The organism is Sporosarcina quadrami, from assembly GCF_014836615.1.
Lineage (GTDB): Bacteria > Bacillota > Bacilli > Bacillales_A > Planococcaceae > Sporosarcina > Sporosarcina quadrami.
Window position 1 is genome coordinate 194,345 of sequence record NZ_JACSQN010000002.1, and the last position, 18,323, is coordinate 212,667.

The window sequence follows — 18,323 nt, forward strand, 5'->3', positions numbered from 1 at the left end:
TCATGGAATTTCATGCGACAACGATATTTGCTATCAGGCATAATGGTGTATGCGCGATGTCAGGAGACGGTCAAGTGACGATGGGGGAATCTGTTGTCATGAAGCATACAGCGAAAAAAGTGAGAAGATTATTTAACGATAAAATACTTGCCGGATTTGCTGGATCAGTAGCAGATGCATTTACACTGTTTGAACTGTTTGAAGGGAAACTGGCGGAATTTAACGGGAATCTTGAAAGAGCTTCTGTGGAGCTTGCCAAAGAGTGGCGTGGTGATCGTATACTAAGGAAATTAGAGGCAATGCTATTAGTTGCAGATAATGAACGACTTCTTCTCGTTTCTGGTACTGGTGAAGTAATTGAACCAGATGACGGAATCCTTGCTATTGGATCAGGCGGTAATTATGCTCTGGCTGCTGGCAGGGCATTGAAAAAGTACAGCGGCGAATCATTGACGGCAGAACAGATAGCAAGAGCAGCGCTCGAAACTGCTTCTGAAATTTGTGTTTACACAAATGACCGGATAATAGTGGAGGTGCTTCAATGAACGGGAAACACGAATTGACACCACGTGAATTGACCGCTTATCTCGACCGTTATATTGTCGGTCAGAATGCAGCCAAGAAAGCGGTAGCGGTTGCAATGCGCAATAGATATAGAAGAAGTCTTCTGACGGATGAAGAGAAGAGTGAAGTCATTCCTAAAAACATTTTAATGATAGGTCCGACAGGTGTCGGTAAAACTGAAATTGCGCGCAGAATTGCAAAGTTAGTTAATGCTCCTTTCATTAAAGTGGAAGCTACGAAATTTACTGAAGTCGGATATGTTGGCAGAGATGTGGAATCGATGATACGTGATCTTACCGAAACAGGGGTTAGAATCGTTCGGGAAGATATGCGCGAGTCGGTAAAAGGACAAGCTGAAATACTTGCCGAAGAACGGCTTGTAGAGCTTCTTGTTCCTGAGAAGAAGCGCAAGGGGAATATGCAAAATCCTTTTGAAATGCTTTTTGGTCAAAAAACACCCGAGCCCGAAAGTGATTCTCCTGAAGTGGAAGAGATCAGCCGGAAACGGTCTGATATCGCAATCCGTCTGAAGGATGGTCAATTGGAAGATGAGATGATTACTGTAGAAGTATCGTCCCAGCCACCTTCTATGTTTGATGCGTTACAAGGTTCTGGAATGGAACAGATGGGTGCGAACATGCAGGACGCATTATCATCGATGATGCCTAAGAAGACGGTAAAGCGTAAGATGAAAGTGAAGGATGCAAGAAAAGTTCTACAAGCGGAAGAAGCAGACAAGTTAATTGATCATGATGAGATTGCAAGAAAAGCGGTTGAACTTACCGAACAAACAGGTATTATTTTCCTTGATGAAATGGATAAGATCGCAAGTCGTGGGAATTCAGGTGGCTCTTCTGCGGATGTATCTCGGGAAGGTGTTCAACGCGACATTTTGCCGATTGTTGAAGGGTCAAGCGTATCAACAAAGTATGGAACGGTTAAAACCGACTATATACTCTTTATTGCTGCGGGTGCCTTCCATATGTCAAAACCGTCAGATATCATTCCTGAGTTGCAAGGTCGTTTTCCAATCAGGGTGGAACTTGATAAATTGACGAAGGCTGATTTTGTAAGGATTTTAAAAGAACCCGACTTTTCATTAATTAACCAGTATGAAAAACTGCTTGCTACAGAGAATGTAACTATAGAGTTTTCAGATGATGCAATTGCGAAAATTGCTGAGATTGCTTTTGATGTCAACGATAATACCGAAAATATCGGCGCGAGACGTCTCCACACGATTGTCGAGAAACTTCTTGAGGAGTTATCGTATGAAGCGGCAGATATCGGCCCTTCAACAATTAAGATAACGGAGAATTATGTCGAAGAAAAGTTGAAAAATATCGTAAAAAACAAAGATTTGTCACATTTTATCTTGTAAACGAAACGTTTTAGTTTATTTAATGATTGAAAAGCTTTAGAATATTCTTTAGCTTCATTTAAAACCAAGGAGGAAATATAAATGGCTCTATTAGCGAAAACAAGAAAGATCAATGCAATGTTACAAGAAACAGCAGGTAAGCAAGTGAATTTCAAGGAAATGGCATCAAAGTTAAGTTCTGTTATTGAATGTAATGCATTCATCGTTAGCAGAAAAGGAAAATTACTTGGACATGAGATTCACCAACAAATTGAAAACGAACGCATGAAACAAATGTTTGAAGATCGTAAATTCCCTGAAGACTACACGAAGAAAATAGCGGAAGTGAATGAAACTTCTTCTAATATCGACGTTTACAGTGATTATACTGTCTTCCCAGAAGAAGAGCGTGAAACTTTTAAAGAAGGTCTTACAACAATCGTTCCGATTATCGGTGGCGGAGAACGTCTTGGAACGTTAATCTTAGCTCGTTTAGAACAGAAGTTCACTGAAGACGATCTTATCCTAGCTGAATACGGCGCAACAGTCGTAGGTATGGAGATCTTGCGTGAAAGAGCAGAAGAAATCGAAGTTGAAGCTCGTAGCAAAGCTGTTGTTCAAATGGCGATCAACTCATTATCTTACAGTGAGCATGAAGCGATTGAACACATCTTCAAAGAACTTAATGGCAATGAAGGTCTTCTAGTTGCATCTAAGATTGCAGACCGCGTAGGCATTACACGTTCTGTTATCGTCAACGCGCTTCGTAAGCTTGAAAGTGCCGGTGTAATTGAATCACGCTCGCTAGGTATGAAAGGGACGTACATTAAAGTATTGAACAATAAATTCCTTGAAGAACTTGAGAACCAAAAAAACTAAATAAATATTAGTATGAATAACACTCCGACATCACTTTGTCGGAGTGTTATTTTTTTTGCAAAGGAAATACATGATTTGATTTATTTTATTAATTGAAAAAGTAAGAACGAGCAAATAGTCCTATTACCTACTTGCACTATTTCAAAAGTCATGTAAAAGAGTTGTTTGGAACTAGTGAAACTTATAAAATTCAATAGACAAAGTTCGCCAATATCCGATACAATAAGATATATGTTTTAATTATTTAAGTTTAATAGAAAAAGGTTTATTGAAAAAACTTTTAACGAACTTTGAGGTGAAATCGTAAATGAACATTTATGGATCAACAATATCCTTGTTAGAGCAAGGTTTAAATTTCTCATCTACTAAAGGGAAAGCTATATCGCAAAATATCGCTAATATCGACACGCCAAATTATAAAGCGAAAAATGTCAGCTTTAAAGACACATTGCATACTGTTCAACAGAACTCAATTACTGCTTACCAGACAAACGACTTACACATTAATTTTAAATCAAAAAGTTCACAACCTGGAGTGTCCAATTATTCTAATTTTCGTTATAGACAAGATGGAAACGGTGTGGACATGGACAAAGAGCAGGCGGACCTTGCTGCCAACCAAATTTATTATAATGCACTAATAGATCGCTTAAACGGTAAATTCGGAACGCTTCAAAATGTTATTAAAGGAGGCAGGTAACAATGTCGATTTTTCATAGTCTGAACACTTCCGCTTCGGCTCTGACGGCACAAAGACTTCGTATGGATGTCATTTCATCCAATATGGCAAATGTGGATACGACAAGAGGCAAAATGGTTGATGGAGAATGGCAACCATATCGCCGAAAGATGGTAAGCTTTCAACCTCGCGAAGGACAGTTCTCAAATATGTTGAACTTGGCAATGGGCAGTTCTGTGCACAGAGGAGTCGGCGAAGGCGTGAAAGTGAACGCAATTCAAGAGGATACTGAAACTCCTTTCAAACTCGTATTTGATCCTACGCATCCTGATGCGAATGAAGAAGGTTACGTGCAAATGCCTAATGTAGATCCATTACGTGAAATGATTGACTTAATGTCTGCAACTCGATCTTATGAAGCGAATGTCACTGTGCTAAATGCAAACAAAGCGATGCTAATGAAAGCACTTGAGATTGGTAAATAATGAGTAAGAAAAGGAGATCCAACTAAAATGGCCATGCAATCTATCCTTAACGCACAACAACTAGCACCTGTTATGAAGCTTGACATAACAGCACAAGCTACTCCGTACGAAGCGCAGCAAAGCTTCGGCGCATACTTAAAAAATGCAATACATGAAGTGAATCATAAACAGATCGAGTCGGATGTTATGACGAAAAAACTGATTATGGGCGAAAATGTTGACTTGCATAATGTGATGATCACTGCGCAAAAAGCGACAATAGCACTTAATGCAACGATGGAAGTTCGAAATAAGGTCGTTGAAGCGTATCAGGAAATCATACGTATGCCTGTCTAATACCAGATGGCCGAAAACATCTGGAGGGTGTTCCTTAATATGTAAGCAGACCGGGGGATTAGAATGAAAGATCGATTGACGAAAATCAGGACCGATATACAACAGTTCTGGTCAAGTCGGACAAAAGTACAAAAAATGACATATATCTCATCAGCAGTAGCTGTAGTAGCCATAGCTGCTTTCTTAACTTTCTTCCTATCACGAACTGAATATGTGCCTTTATACAAGGATGTTTCACGAGCTGAGATCGGTAGAATAAAAGAACAGCTTGATGCACAAGGGATACAAAGTCAAGTTGCACCTGGAGGCACTTCTATTTTAGTGCCTAAACAGCAGGTTGACAGTCTCCTTGTCTCACTGGCGGCTGAAGGGTACCCTCATACAGGGACGATCGATTATTCGTTTTTCTCTCAAAATGCGGGATTTGGAACGACGGACAATGAATTTAATATGATTAAGCTTGCGTCCATGCAAACGGAATTGGCCAACCTCATTAAAGGGATTCAAGGTGTCAAAGATGCCAATGTCATGATCACCTTGCCGACACAAAGTGTTTTCCTTAACGAATCAGTGGAAAGTGCAAGTGCAGCGATTATGTTAGTGACAGAACCTGGGCATCAATTTACAGAGCCTCAAGTAAATGCTTTATACAACTTGGTGTCTAAAAGTTTGCCGAATTTGTCGACAGATGACATTAAAATTGTTAATCAATATTCAGAATCCATTGAACTGAAGTCGGGATCATCTTCAAACTATATAGTTGATCAGATGGAACTTAAAAAGAATATTGAGAAGGACTTGCAACGTAAAGTCCAAATGATGCTCGGTACGATGATTGGACAAGACAAAGTTATCGTGTCTGTTACAACGGATATCGACTTTAAACAGGAAAATAGACAAGAAAATCTTGTGGATCGTGTTGATGAAGATCTCGATAGTTTGGCAATTAGTGTCCAACGTATTACAGAATCATTTTCCGGTAACGGAGCTGTTGTCGGTGGAGTTCCTGAAGGTGAAGACCCGACTGATAACAGAACGAACTATGTTGAAGGAAATAATGCTAACGGTGACTATGATCGTTTAGAAGAGACTATTAATAATGAAGTGAACAGGATTCGTAAGGACATTGTTGAAAGTCCTTATAAAATCCGTGATATTGGAATTCAAGTCATGGTGGAACCACCTAATGTAGACGATTTGAATTCATTCACAAGCACTGAAGAAGTGAAAAGTATTCTTAAGGCAATTATTAGCACATCCATCGATAAAACATATTTACCGGAAACTATTACTGATCAGTATTGGGAAGATAAGATTGCGATTTCTACCCAAGTGTTCAATGGCAAAGTTACACCGATCGATTCAGCATCTCAAACAGCAATACCATGGTGGGTTTATGTAATTGGTGCTGTCATGCTTATAGTAATTATAATTGTCGTGTTTGCTTTGTTCCGCAAACGAAAACGTGATCAGGAATTAGATGAACAACTAATTATAGAAGAACAACAAGAATCTATTCAAATTGATGATATTAATACTGAGCAAGAGACTGAAGCTACATTACGAAAGAAACAGCTGGAAAAAATGGCGAAAGATAAGCCTGAGGAGTTCGCTAAATTATTGAGAACTTGGATTGCCGAAGATTGATGGAGGGATAATTGTGGTAAAGAAAGAGAAAGGCATGACCGGTAAACAAAAAGCTGCACTCCTCCTCATTTCTTTGGGGCCGGAAGTCTCAGCGGCTGTATATAAGCATTTGACCGAAGAGGAGATTGAAAGATTAACTCTAGAGATTTCCGGCGTAAAAAAGGTAGATTCCGTTGTGAAAGATGAGATTATTTCGGAGTTTCATAATATTGCGCTTGCACAAGATTACATCTCTCAAGGTGGAATCGGATATGCAAAAACAGTTCTTGAAAAAGCATTAGGGAAAGATCATGCACAAGCCATTATTAATCGCCTCACATCGTCATTACAAGTGCGTCCTTTCGATTTTGCGCGTAGAGCAGATCCGGGACAGATTTTAAACTTCATCCAAAATGAACATCCGCAAACAATCGCATTAATATTGTCTTATTTGGATGCTGAACAGGCGGGGATGATTCTTTCTTCACTACCACAGGAAATGCAAGCAGACATTGCAAAAAGAATTGCAACGATGGATTCCACTTCACCTGAAGTTATTAGTGAAATCGAAGCCGTGTTGGAACGGAAATTGTCCTCTACAGTTACACAGGATTTCTCTGAAACTGGAGGTGTCGATGCAGTTGTTCAAGTGTTAAACGGTGTAGACCGTGCTACTGAGAAGACGATTCTCGATGCACTTGAAATTCAGGATCCTGAACTTGCAGAAGAAATTCGAAAAAGAATGTTCGTTTTCGAAGATATCGTCACATTGGATAACCGTTCTATACAACGTATTGTTAGGGAATGTGAAAACGAAGACCTTGTATTGTCTATTAAAGTGTCGAGTGAGGAAGTACGCGAAATACTCTTTAAGAACATGTCACAGCGTATGGCCGAATCATTCCAAGAAGAAATGGAAGTTATGGGCCCTGTCAGATTGCGTGATGTCGAAGAAGCGCAAGCGAGGATTGTATCCATCATTAGAAGACTGGAAGATTCAGGTGAAATCATCATAGCCCGCGGTGGAGGGGATGACGTCATTGTCTAACATTTTCCGTTCTGAGCGGACGGTTTCAAAAGAAGGCAACGTTAAAGAAATTACAATTCGTAATTTAAATATGCCTGAGAATGAATCTATGAAGGAAGAAACGTTATCTAGAGACGTGTTTTTTCTTGAGCGAGACAAGTTACTAAAAGAAGCGCGTATGACAATTGAAATTGAAAAAGCAAATCTTCATCATCTAAGACAGACTGCGATGGATGATATAAAGGATATGCATGCAGCTTGGGCGAATGAAAAGATGAAATTGCAACAGAGCGCTTATGACGAAGGATTCCAAGTAGGTTACGAAGAGGGTCGCAACAAAGCGTTAGTAGAAATGACGGATGCCGTGAAATTAGCGAATGATGCAGTCGCTCTATCACGTGAGAATGCTGTCAAGTATTTGGAAAGCCAAGAAAGAGTTATTCTTGAGCTGGCAATGCGAACTGCCGAAAGGATTCTCGGTAGCGTATTGGATGAGAACGATGAGACTTTCATTACGATGGTTAAAAGAGGATTAAAAGAGGCAAGGGAATCTAAAGAAATCAAACTTTACGTGTCACTTGAAGACTATGAAAATGTTTCTAGAAACAGAAACGAACTTGCTGCAGTGTTCCCTCCTGATATTCCTTTCCTTATTTTCGCTAATGAAGATTTTGACAAGAATGAGTGCTTCATTGAAACGAATCAAGGAAGAATCGTTGTGAGTTTAGATGATCAACTGATTGAACTGAAGGAGAAACTTGTAGAATTGATGGAAAGTGGTGACTGAAATGAAGAAAGCTGAAGAACTGATAGGATATATTTCAAAGTTGAATACTTTCCCAAAGTTCGGACGCGTTGTTCGTGTTGTTGGCTTGATGATTGAGTCTCAAGGTCCGGTCAGTTCAGTCGGTGACGTTTGTCATATCCATTTAAATAATGGCAAAGATTCTATTATTCTTGCGGAAGTTGTTGGATTCCGTGAAGAAATCGTTATTCTTATGCCATATACAAGCATTAATGATATTTCTAGCGGATGTCTTGTTGAAAGTACAGGAAAGCCTCTGGAAATAAAAGTAGGAATGAATCTGATTGGAAAAGTACTCGATTCAATGGGGAATCCGATTGATAAAAGTGCATTACCGAAAGGACTCTCTACGGTTAGTGCGGAGCAAGAACCTCCGAATGTGTTGTCGCGTAAATCAATTAATGAAAAATTAGCAGTAGGTGTCAAAGCAATTGACGGTATGCTCACTGTTGGAAATGGTCAACGTGTAGGAATATTTGCAGGCTCGGGTGTAGGGAAAAGTACACTACTTGGAATGATTGCAAGAAATACGACGGCTGATTTGAACGTAATCGGTCTTATCGGTGAACGTGGCCGTGAAGTCCGTGAATTTATTGAACGCGATCTCGGTCCTGAAGGTTTGAGTCGAACAATAGTAGTAGCTGCTACTTCGGACCAGCCGGCACTTATGCGTATAAAAGGTGCTTTCACAGCAACTGCAATTGCCGAATATTTCCGAGATAAAGGCATGAATGTCATGCTCATGATGGACTCTGTTACCCGTGTTGCAATGGCACAACGTGAAATAGGTCTAGCAGTCGGTGAACCACCTGCGACAAGAGGATATACGCCTTCTGTTTTTTCTATATTACCTAAATTGTTAGAACGCACAGGTACGAATGAAGTTGGTGCTATTACCGCTTTTTATACGGTCCTTGTCGACGGAGATGATATGAACGAACCAATTGCGGATGCTGTACGTGGTATTTTGGATGGGCATATTGTGTTGGACAGAACACTTGCAAACAAAGGTCAGTATCCAGCGATAAACGTTTTAAAGAGTGTTAGTCGTTTAATGAATCATATCGCAAGTCCGGAGCATGTAAAAGCAGCGGAGAAACTTCGTGAATTATATTATACATATGATAAATCCGAAGATCTAATTAACATCGGTGCATATAAGCGAGGGACTTCACGAGAGATTGATGAAGCGATTGAATTCGAACCGCATATTACGAACTACTTAAAACAAAGTTATAAAGACAATGTGAACATGGAAGACAGTATTAGTGAATTGATTTCACTGGCTCCAGGAGGTGGCTCACGTTGAAACCATATCAATATAGATTTGAAAAAGTTCTTAATTTTCGTGAACAGGAAAAAACGGATACGGAAATAGAATTTAAAAAGTCTGTTGAATCTTTTGAAATCGTCGCAAATGAGCTGTATGAAGTGCTGAAAAAGAAAGAGGAAGTAACTGATAAACATCAACAGAAGCTTCGGGAAGGTTTTTTCATCACAGATATCCATCAATTTGCGAATTTTATCGACAGTTTAGAAAAGCGTATTGAAACACTCCAACAATCTGTTATTAAAGCCCGTTCAAAAATGAATTGGTATGAAGAGAAATTGTTGGAAAGATCCATTGAAGTAAAGAAGTACGAAAAGATGAAAGAAAAAGACAAAGAGCATTATCGAACGGAAATGGAACAAACAGAAGCGATCATGCTAGACGAATTGTCGACATTGAAGTTCCAAAGAAGAGAAACAGGGTGGTAATGTGGCTAAAAAGTCTGGTCAATTAAAAACCGAAAAGAAGAAAGGTACACGGGTCTTCCAAGAGTTGTTACTCTGGACACTCATTCCTTTATTATTTACAACAATGGTCCTTCTCGTCATTGCGTATGTTGCTGACATTAATGTATTTGATAAAGCAAAAGAATTGACACAGTCACTTCCTTTTATCGAAAAGGATAGTGAAGAAGATGATGTTTCAGCAGAGCTTGCAATGGATGAGCGAGTTGTCACACTTCAGGCTGAAATCCAAGAAAAAGAAGCTCAACTATTCAAACTCCAGGAAGAACTCGACAAATCTATTGTAGAAAAAGAAGATCTTCTCATCGAACAGAAAAATCTTTTGAATGAAATCGAGTTATTGAAAGTTCAAAAAGATGATTCAAGACGAGATATGAAAGAAATTATTTCCACGTTCGAAAAGATGTCACCTAAATCCGCTGCACCTGTCATTTCAAAAATGAGCGATGCAGAAGCGATTCAGATACTCACTAGCTTGAAACCAGACATACTTGCGCCGATATTAGAAAAGATGTCTGTCGAAGACGCCGCAAAATATACAAGTCTTATGACGAAATAACTAGAAAAAAGTAGTATAATAGAGATTGAGGGGAGGTGAATGAAAAAGTGAATATCGGTGCGTTACAAGCAATGATGGGAGTAGGCGGTAAAACACTAACTAATTCTGCTCAAAGTACAGAATCTTCGATGCAGTCGTTTGGTAATGTGTTTGCTGGAATTACGATGAAAAATGCGCCTGGGATCAAATTAGGAAACGAAGAAGCAATGAAAATTCCGTTAGAGATGATTCAACTATTATTCGACGCAAAAACACCAGAAGAGCTTGAACAAGCATTGCAAGCAATACCTGGTTATGAAAACATCGAGCTATCCAACAATATGGAAGCCATAGGAACTATCAGTAGTATAGAAGACTTGGCAAAAATGCTTTCTGTCGAATGCGAGAAATTGCTTGAGACTTTGAAGGACATTTTGAAAAAGACGAATCTCAAAGAGGAAGAAATAGATGGATTAACGACCTCAACTGATTTATGGACATTGTTGAGTGTTATTGAGAAGCAAGGCATGAATTTTTTTCAACAATTCAATGTCTCTGTTGAGAAATCAGCAAATCACAACGAAGCCATCAATTTATTGGCTTTCTTAAAAGCTATGGAACTGACAGCTCCAAAAGTTGATATGACACTTCCTATGGAACAAAAGATGTTCAGTTTTCAATCGATGGTTCAAAGTGCGTCAGAACAATTTCAACAACTCACTCTGAGTGCGAACCCGGTTAAGCAGGACGTCATGCAATTTATCAATCAATCAAATTTCAGAGTAGTTGTACAAGCTGATTCAGCTTCTTCAACTTCAGATGAAAATGCAACTCAAAAACAACCTGAAACAATTAACCAAGTATCAAACAGCGCAAATATCGCAGTCACAGCAACAAGAGCAGAATTTTCATTAACTCAAACTGACTCTGCAGGCTCATCACGCAGTGAAGCTTTGATGCGTGAAATGCAAATGCTATTTAAACGATCGAACTTCGGTCAAGTCGGCGGATCAACAAGGATGCTTATCAAGCTTTATCCGGAACATCTAGGTCAAATCCGTATAGAACTGCATGAAACAAATGGTGTTCTTACTGCGAGAATATTAGCTTCAACTGCTTTGGCAAAAGGTATGTTAGACAGCCAAATGCATCAATTGAGAAATGCGTTAGCGCAACAGAATCTGCAAGTAGAACGGATTGACGTAACACAGTCCATTCAGGAATCTTCGAAAAACGAGCGTGAACAAGCTTTCAATGAACAGTTCAATCGTGAGCAGAAGGAAGAGTCCAAGCAAAATAACAGTTCATCCGGAGACGATGAAATGTCATTTGAAGAAATTATGATTGAATTGGAGGTGTAGTATAGTGCCAGAAGTACAAAAACCAATAACGGATTCAATGTACCTTATGAATCAACAACGTGACCAACGTAAAACAGGTCCTGACACGATGGGAAAAGATGCTTTCATGAAAATTCTCATTGCACAGTTGACGAATCAGGATCCGACAAATCCAATGAAAGATAATGAATTCATCGCGCAGATGGCTCAATTTTCTTCATTAGAACAAACAATGAACTTGGCGAATGCATTTGAAAAGTTTGCACAAGCTCAAAATCAATCTCAGTTAATCCAATACAATCAATTTGTAGGTAAAAGTGTCAAGTGGCACGAAGTGACTGACAAAAAAGACGAAGAGGGCAAACCAATTATCAATGAAGGAACAGGCATTATCCAATCAACAAAGTATGTAAACGGTTCTGTCGTATTTACGATGGAGGACGGTAAAGAACTGACCCCAGGAAACATATCTGAAGTATTAGCAGGTTCAAACAATAATAGTTTAGTTGAAGCAAGCCAACTTATTGGTAAGACAGTAGGATATATGGATGGGGAAGTGGAAAAAACAGGAACCGTCGACTCTGTTTCCAATAAAAATGGCAAACTCGAATACATTTTAAGTGATGGTACTCGAATTGATGGAAAGTTATTTACATCAATAAGTAAATAGGTAGAGGAGCGAGGATATGGAGAAAGTAAACATCCACCACGTTCCGTCGCAGACACTCATACGCCAAGGACAACCGCATAAATCGATACAAAGCCCAAAGCAATCGTTTCTAGAACAACTCAACAAGGCAATCCAGCCACAAGAGTTGAAAATCAGCAAACATGCAACCGACAGATTGAGAGAACGCAATATCCATATTTCAGAAGTCGAATGGGCACACATCACAGACAAGGTGAACGAGGCAAAAGTGAAGGGAATCAAAGAATCGCTTGTACTCATGGATCAAGCAGCACTGATCGTCAGCGCAAAAAATTCCACAGTCATTACAGCGATGGATCGCATGGAAGCGAAAGACCAACTATTCACAAACATCGACGGCACAATCGTGCTAAGCTAACCGGCAGGACCTCAGACAGAGGATGCCACCGTACTACCGACCGAATGAGGTAGTACATATAATCCGAGGAGGAAAAATTAAAATGTTACGTTCTATGTACTCAGGAATCTCAGGCTTGAAAAACTTCCAAACTAAGTTGGATGTTATTGGTAATAATATTGCTAACGTTAATACTTATGGATTTAAAAAAGGACGAACGATTTTTAAAGACTTGATTTCACAGACTGTAGCTGGTGCTTCAGGTGGTAGTGATGCTCGTGGAGGTGTGAATCCTAAACAAGTAGGATTAGGATCACAAATTTCGGCTATTGACACAATTCATTCAGGAGGATCTACACAATTCACTGGGAATACTTTAGATTTAGCTCTTTCTGGCGATGGTTTTTTTCAGGTAGCTGATGGTATTGGTGTAGACGCTGAATCTGGTTCCGGCGAATTTACTAATCCTTTATATACAAGAGCAGGAAACTTTTATATGGACAACAATGGCTACCTGGTAAATTCTGACGGTAAATACTTAGTTGGATATGCTGTTGCTGGTTGGGATGGCGAGCCATCATCAGTGGCTACAGCTTATCCGAATGCAAATACAGTAGATAGTTCAGCTACTGTAGGCAATCTTGACTCAGATGATGATGGAGTAGCAGATTTGAATCCTACAACAGCTACAGGGGAATATACTCCACTACGCATTCCTAAAAATGCTCAATCAATGAGTGTTGCCCAGGATGGTACAGTCACTTTTGTGGACTCAGAAGGAACGCTTAAATGGGCTGGACAGTTAGTTTTGGCCAAATTTTCGAATCCTGGCGGTTTAAATAAAGCAGGAGGGAACTATTTCCAACAAACGGCTAACTCGGGGAATCCATTATTCCAAGTTGGTACAAAAGAAGGTATAGGTGCTATCGAATCAGGCTTCCTAGAAATGTCCAACGTCGATCTATCCGAAGAATTCACAGAAATGATCGTTGCACAACGTGGTTTCCAAGCAAACACACGTATTATCACAACATCGGATGAAATTTTGCAAGAACTTGTCAACTTGAAACGATAATAGTAATTCCAATACTATATTTACCCAGTTAGCAAGCCTCTCAAACATACAAAAGCTTCATCAGAAAAGGAGGGCCGGGCCGGCTCTGTGCCTGGCCCTTTACATATGATAAAAGTTACACGATTGAACGGTGCAATTTTCACATTAAATGCACTGTACATAGAGAAAGTGGAGACGTTCCCTGATACTACAATAACGCTGACGACGGGTACCAAATATGTCGTCCTCGATCCGGTTGATGTCATTAACCAACGCATTATCGATTTCTATCAATCGGTTCAATTGTTATCGAATCCACATATTTGGAGTGAAGAAGATGAAGAGTAAAGCACTAACCATTGCACTTATCGTTTTAGTCGTCATTTCGTTATTAAGTATAATCGGACTCGTTCTCAAGTTGCAGTTAACTAATAACGACGGCTCGACTGAACCGAAAGAACCGACAATAGATGAAATTATTGAATCGTCCGTTGACATACCTGAAATCACGACAAATCTTTCAGGAAAGCAATTTATTAAAATTTCCTTGAAAATCCAGACAACCAATAAGAAGGCGGCTGAAGAGTTGCTGAAACGGGATTTCCAAGTGAAGAACCTTGTTATTCAAGAGCTGTCTGAAATGACAGCAGACGATTTTGCTGGGAAAGCCGGTAAGCAAGCATTCGAGGATTCAATTAAGGCACAGCTGAATCCGCTAATGCAGAGTGGAGAAATTGAGAAAGTGTATATTGTTTCTCACATCATTAATTAACGAACTAATTATGCACTTGGATTGGAGGTGGCTTTATGGCGGGAGATATTTTATCCCAACATGAAATTGATGCATTATTATCCGCAATATCTACTGGTGAAATGTCAGCGGATGAGATGAAAAAAGAAGATGACACGAAGAAGGTCAAAGTGTATGACTTTAAACGTGCGCTTCGATTTTCAAAAGACCAGATCCGAAGTTTGACGCGAATCCATGAAAACTTCGCCAGATTATTGACGACGTACTTTTCGGCGCAGTTGCGGACATATGTGCAAATTAATGTTGCCTCGGTCGATCAAATTCCATTTGAGGAATTCATCCGATCAATTCCTAACATGACGTTGCTCAATATATTTGAAGTTCCACCGCTTGAAGGTAATATCATCATGGAAGTGAATCCGAATGTCGCCTATTCCATGTTAGATCGATTAATGGGTGGGGTTGGGGATGGTCCTGGTAAAGTCGATAATATGACTGAAATCGAGACGAAGATTTTAACGAATTTATTTGAAAGATCTTTTGATAACTTGCGCGAAGCGTGGGCAGGAATTATAGAAATTGATCCTTTCCTTTCGGAGATGGAAGTCAATCCGCAATTTCTACAGATGATTTCTCCAAATGAGACGGTTGTCGTCATCTCATTCAATATTATGATCGGTGAATCTAGCGGAATGATAAATATTTGTATTCCTCACGTTGTCCTAGAACCGATTGTTCCAAATTTATCGGTTCGTTATTGGATGCAAACAAATAAAAAAGAACCATCTCCTGAACAAAGTATTATTTTAGAGAAACGATTAAAACAAGCAAGTTTGCCGATTACAACGGAACTTGGACAAGGTTCCATGTCTGTTGAAGATTTCTTGTATCTCCAATCGGGAGATGTTATATCGCTAGATACGAAAATTGAAGATCCTCTTATTGTGAAAGTCGGGGATATTCCAAAATTCACTGCACAACCAGGCCATATGAGAAACCGAATGGCTGTGCAAATTATTGATATATTAAACGGAGGGGATGAAGATGATGAGTGATAACGTGCTATCCCAAGAAGAAATTGAAGCTTTGTTACGTGGAGAACCGCTTCCTTCAGAAGAAGCCGCAACATCGTCCTCTGAGAATGATGATTTACAAAGTCATTTAAGTGAAATGGAAAAAGATGCTTTAGGTGAAGTAGGAAATATTTCATTCGGTAGCTCAGCTACAGCGTTGTCTTCGTTATTGGGACAAAAAGTCGAAATTACAACGCCTGAAATAACAGTGGTGGATAGAAGTTTGTTAGAAACGGAATTTGTCCATCCGTACGTCGCGATCCAAGTCGAATATACAGAAGGTTTGAATGGAACAAACCTTCTCGTCATTAAGCAAAGTGACGCGGCAATTATTGCAGATCTTATGCTTGGTGGAGATGGCCTTGCACCAAGTGAGGAGTTAAATGAAATCCATCTAAGCGCAGTGCAAGAAGCGATGAATCAAATGATGGGCTCTGCTGCAACGTCGATGTCGACTGTGTTCAATAAAAAAGTGGATATTTCTCCACCTTCTATTGATTTGTTCGATATTCAAAGCGTAGAAAGTGCTGAACAGATTCCAGAAAATGAATTGATGATTAAAGTGTCATTCGATTTAAAAGTCGGTTCATTAATTGACTCCAATATTATGCAATTATTTCCCTTGCAATTCGGTAAGAATTTAGTTGCTCAACTAATGGGCATGGGTTCTGAAGAAGAGACGGCTGTCACGATGGAAGAAGCCCCTGCTCCACAGGCGCAATCTCCAAGTCAGCAACAGAATTACGAACAACGGAACACAATGGATTATGGCAATCAGGCATCTTATCAGCAACCTGCACAACAGCAACAGCAGTATTATCAGGAACAGCCTATGCAACAACATGTACAGCAACAAATGCCACAAAGACAACAACAGCCGCCTGTACATGTACAACAAGCTCAATTTGCCAGTTTTGATGCACCATCGTTAAATCCTTCGGAGTCTAATAACTTAAATATGTTATTGGACATTCCGTTGAAAGTGACAGTTGAACTAGGCCGCACTAAGCGGTCCGTAAAAGAAATACTTGAAATGTCTAGCGGCTCCATTTTGGAATTGGACAAGCTTGCAGGTGAACCTGTTGATATTCTAGTGAATAATCGTCATATTGCTAGAGGCGAAGTAGTAGTCATCGATGAGAACTTTGGTGTACGCATCACAGATATTTTAAGTCAGACAGAACGTTTAAATAATTTAAGATAGAAATTGGGAGGTCAATGAGAATGGGTAAACGTATTTTAATAGTAGATGACGCGGCTTTCATGCGTATGATGATCAAGGACATTTTGACAAAGAATAATTTTGAAGTTGTAGGTGAAGCGGCTGACGGAGCACAGGCAGTCGAGAAATATTTAGAATTAAAACCTGACCTTGTCACAATGGATATTACAATGCCTGAAATGGATGGAATTGCAGCACTGAAAGCCATTAAAGAAAAAGATCCGTCTGCGACAATTATTATGTGTTCAGCGATGGGGCAACAAGCAATGGTTATCGATGCTATCCAGGCAGGGGCAAAAGATTTCATCGTCAAGCCGTTCCAGGCAGACCGTGTTGTCGAAGCGATTCAAAAAGCATTAGGTTGATCGTATGAGAGCATCAATTATTTCTAAGAAATCATTATCATTCATAGTAGCGTGCTTACTGTTCTTAACTTTACCTTCGCTTGTTGCATTTGCGGATTCTGATAATGACAAATTTCTTTCAGATCTTTATAAAACAGATAAAGACGAGAAGGATGGAAGTCCTGCCACCGAAGACAAAAGTGAACCGGCTGCCGATCGTTCAAAGAGCGAGGCAGCTAGTGGTTCTTCTTGGGGAGATTATGTAAGGATGATTTTTGCTTTCATCTTTGTCATCGCCCTATTGCTCGCATTGCTGAAGTTTTTGAACCGGAAGAACCGCATGTTTGAACAGCATCGGTTAATGAAGAACATGGGAGGCCTCTCATTAGGTCAACAGAAATCAGTACAACTTGTCATGATCGGTGACACTTACTATTTAGTAGGGGTCGGAGATGAAGTCAGATTGCTCAAGGAAATTGTCGATCCTGAAGAGGTACGTCAGTTGGAAAGTTATTTTGGCGAAGATGAGCTGAATACATCCCCTGGATTTATCAATAAGATAGTGACGTTCATTTCCGAAAGAGGAAATGCACGTTCAAATAGTCACGAAGAACAAGATGAATTCAAAAATATATTTTCAGCCAGATTGCATGAGCTGAAATCCGAACGAAAGAAACACTTAAGCCGATTGGAAGAAAAGGAGAGCAGAAAAGATGAATGATTTCGTCCAGTTTTTTTCGGACAGTGACGCGACAAACGTATCTACATCCATCAAAATGCTTCTTCTTCTCACTGTCCTGTCGCTTGCACCAGCGATTCTCATTCTGATGACATCATTTGCACGGATTGTAATAGTGCTGTCTTTTGTAAGGACTGCACTGGCAACACAGCAAATGCCGCCAAACCAAGTAATTGTGGGACTGGCACTGTTCTTGACCTTTTTCGTCATGGCTCCTACTTTCCAAGAAGTGAATGAAAAAGCCTTAACACCTTTATTCGCTGAAGAAATTTCACTTGACGAAGCGTATGAACAGATGAGTATTCCATTTAAAGAGTTCATGAGTAAACATACGAGACAAAAAGATCTGGAATTGTTCATTCGGTATAATAAAGCTGAACAGCCAGAATCATTAGAGGATATTCCCCTGACGATGTTAGTTCCAGCTTTTGCACTAAGTGAAATCAAAACGGCATTCCAGATGGGTTTCATGGTTTTTATACCATTTTTGGTCATTGATATGATTGTCGCAAGTGTTTTAATGTCCATGGGTATGATGATGTTACCGCCTGTAATGATATCATTGCCATTTAAAATACTGTTATTTGTCCTAGTAGATGGATGGTATCTCATAATCAAATCGCTGTTGCAAAGTTTTAGCTGAAGACGAATGATAAAGCGG

At 39.6% G+C, this 18,323-nt stretch carries 23 protein-coding genes; all 23 read left to right on the forward strand.

Features of this window, described 5'->3' with window-relative positions; genetic code table 11:
• Positions 1 to 2 precede the first annotated feature (2 nt).
• Entirely contained in the window at positions 3 to 545 is a 543-nt protein-coding gene (gene hslV / locus H9649_RS02910; RefSeq protein WP_191693178.1) for an ATP-dependent protease subunit HslV, read from the forward strand.
• The gene (gene hslU / locus H9649_RS02915; protein WP_191693180.1) at positions 542 to 1,945 is read left to right on the forward strand and encodes an ATP-dependent protease ATPase subunit HslU; all 1,404 of its coding nucleotides are present in this window, start codon (positions 542 to 544) and stop codon (positions 1,943 to 1,945) included. Before hslV ends, hslU begins: the two co-directional genes overlap by 4 nt.
• Before the next feature lie 81 nt (positions 1,946 to 2,026).
• Positions 2,027 to 2,803 carry a GTP-sensing pleiotropic transcriptional regulator CodY gene (codY, locus tag H9649_RS02920; RefSeq protein ID WP_191693182.1) on the forward strand — a complete coding sequence of 259 codons (777 nt, stop codon included), beginning with the start codon at positions 2,027 to 2,029 and terminating at the stop codon, positions 2,801 to 2,803.
• Positions 2,804 to 3,110: 307 nt separating this feature from the next.
• On the forward strand, positions 3,111 to 3,503 hold the full coding sequence (gene flgB, locus H9649_RS02925; protein ID WP_191693184.1) for a flagellar basal body rod protein FlgB: 393 nt from the start codon (positions 3,111 to 3,113) through the stop codon (positions 3,501 to 3,503).
• A gap of 2 nt (positions 3,504 to 3,505) precedes the next feature.
• Positions 3,506 to 3,967, forward strand: coding sequence for a flagellar basal body rod protein FlgC (gene flgC / locus H9649_RS02930; protein ID WP_191693186.1), 462 nt, complete (start codon positions 3,506 to 3,508; stop codon positions 3,965 to 3,967).
• A gap of 33 nt (positions 3,968 to 4,000) precedes the next feature.
• Positions 4,001 to 4,303 (forward strand): flagellar hook-basal body complex protein FliE, encoded by a 303-nt coding sequence (gene fliE / locus H9649_RS02935; protein ID WP_191693361.1) that lies wholly within the window; start codon positions 4,001 to 4,003, stop codon positions 4,301 to 4,303.
• Between the two features lie 63 nt (positions 4,304 to 4,366).
• On the forward strand, positions 4,367 to 5,950 hold the full coding sequence (fliF, locus tag H9649_RS02940; RefSeq protein WP_191693188.1) for a flagellar basal-body MS-ring/collar protein FliF: 1,584 nt from the start codon (positions 4,367 to 4,369) through the stop codon (positions 5,948 to 5,950).
• Positions 5,951 to 5,963: 13 nt separating this feature from the next.
• On the forward strand, positions 5,964 to 6,977 hold the full coding sequence (gene fliG / locus H9649_RS02945) for a flagellar motor switch protein FliG (RefSeq protein ID WP_191693190.1): 1,014 nt from the start codon (positions 5,964 to 5,966) through the stop codon (positions 6,975 to 6,977).
• The gene (fliH, locus tag H9649_RS02950; RefSeq protein ID WP_191693192.1) at positions 6,970 to 7,743 is read left to right on the forward strand and encodes a flagellar assembly protein FliH; all 774 of its coding nucleotides are present in this window, start codon (positions 6,970 to 6,972) and stop codon (positions 7,741 to 7,743) included. Before fliG ends, fliH begins: the two co-directional genes overlap by 8 nt.
• Before the next feature lies 1 nt (position 7,744).
• The gene (gene fliI / locus H9649_RS02955; protein WP_191693193.1) at positions 7,745 to 9,070 is read left to right on the forward strand and encodes a flagellar protein export ATPase FliI; all 1,326 of its coding nucleotides are present in this window, start codon (positions 7,745 to 7,747) and stop codon (positions 9,068 to 9,070) included.
• Positions 9,067 to 9,519: a flagellar export protein FliJ gene (fliJ, locus tag H9649_RS02960; protein ID WP_191693195.1), complete on the forward strand. Its 453-nt coding sequence runs from the start codon at positions 9,067 to 9,069 to the stop codon at positions 9,517 to 9,519. The genes fliI and fliJ overlap by 4 nt, the downstream gene beginning before the upstream one ends.
• 1 nt (position 9,520) lies before the next feature.
• On the forward strand, positions 9,521 to 10,114 hold the full coding sequence (locus H9649_RS18015; RefSeq protein WP_191693197.1) for a MotE family protein: 594 nt from the start codon (positions 9,521 to 9,523) through the stop codon (positions 10,112 to 10,114).
• Positions 10,115 to 10,161: 47 nt separating this feature from the next.
• Positions 10,162 to 11,454 (forward strand): flagellar hook-length control protein FliK, encoded by a 1,293-nt coding sequence (locus H9649_RS18020; RefSeq protein ID WP_191693198.1) that lies wholly within the window; start codon positions 10,162 to 10,164, stop codon positions 11,452 to 11,454.
• Between the two features lie 4 nt (positions 11,455 to 11,458).
• Positions 11,459 to 12,103, forward strand: coding sequence for a flagellar hook assembly protein FlgD (gene flgD, locus H9649_RS02975; RefSeq protein ID WP_318241641.1), 645 nt, complete (start codon positions 11,459 to 11,461; stop codon positions 12,101 to 12,103).
• Positions 12,104 to 12,119: 16 nt separating this feature from the next.
• Entirely contained in the window at positions 12,120 to 12,500 is a 381-nt protein-coding gene (locus H9649_RS02980; RefSeq protein WP_191693200.1) for a TIGR02530 family flagellar biosynthesis protein, read from the forward strand.
• An 82-nt stretch (positions 12,501 to 12,582) separates the two neighbouring features.
• A complete protein-coding gene (gene flgG / locus H9649_RS02985) occupies positions 12,583 to 13,554 on the forward strand; it encodes a flagellar basal body rod protein FlgG (protein ID WP_191693202.1) in 972 nt (323 codons plus the stop codon).
• Between the two features lie 105 nt (positions 13,555 to 13,659).
• Positions 13,660 to 13,881, forward strand: a complete 222-nt coding sequence (locus H9649_RS02990; RefSeq protein ID WP_191693363.1) for a flagellar FlbD family protein — start codon at positions 13,660 to 13,662, stop codon at positions 13,879 to 13,881.
• Complete coding sequence (fliL, locus tag H9649_RS02995) at positions 13,871 to 14,305, forward strand: flagellar basal body-associated protein FliL (protein WP_191693204.1); 435 nt, start codon at positions 13,871 to 13,873, stop codon at positions 14,303 to 14,305. Before H9649_RS02990 ends, fliL begins: the two co-directional genes overlap by 11 nt.
• Positions 14,306 to 14,340: 35 nt before the next feature.
• Entirely contained in the window at positions 14,341 to 15,339 is a 999-nt protein-coding gene (gene fliM, locus H9649_RS03000; RefSeq protein ID WP_191693206.1) for a flagellar motor switch protein FliM, read from the forward strand.
• Positions 15,332 to 16,561, forward strand: coding sequence for a flagellar motor switch phosphatase FliY (gene fliY, locus H9649_RS03005; RefSeq protein WP_191693364.1), 1,230 nt, complete (start codon positions 15,332 to 15,334; stop codon positions 16,559 to 16,561). Before fliM ends, fliY begins: the two co-directional genes overlap by 8 nt.
• Before the next feature lie 20 nt (positions 16,562 to 16,581).
• Complete coding sequence (locus H9649_RS03010; RefSeq protein WP_191693208.1) at positions 16,582 to 16,944, forward strand: response regulator; 363 nt, start codon at positions 16,582 to 16,584, stop codon at positions 16,942 to 16,944.
• A 4-nt stretch (positions 16,945 to 16,948) separates the two neighbouring features.
• On the forward strand, positions 16,949 to 17,644 hold the full coding sequence (locus tag H9649_RS03015; RefSeq protein ID WP_191693209.1) for a flagellar biosynthetic protein FliO: 696 nt from the start codon (positions 16,949 to 16,951) through the stop codon (positions 17,642 to 17,644).
• Complete coding sequence (fliP, locus tag H9649_RS03020; protein WP_191693211.1) at positions 17,637 to 18,305, forward strand: flagellar type III secretion system pore protein FliP; 669 nt, start codon at positions 17,637 to 17,639, stop codon at positions 18,303 to 18,305. Before H9649_RS03015 ends, fliP begins: the two co-directional genes overlap by 8 nt.
• The last annotated feature ends 18 nt before the right edge of the window (positions 18,306 to 18,323 follow it).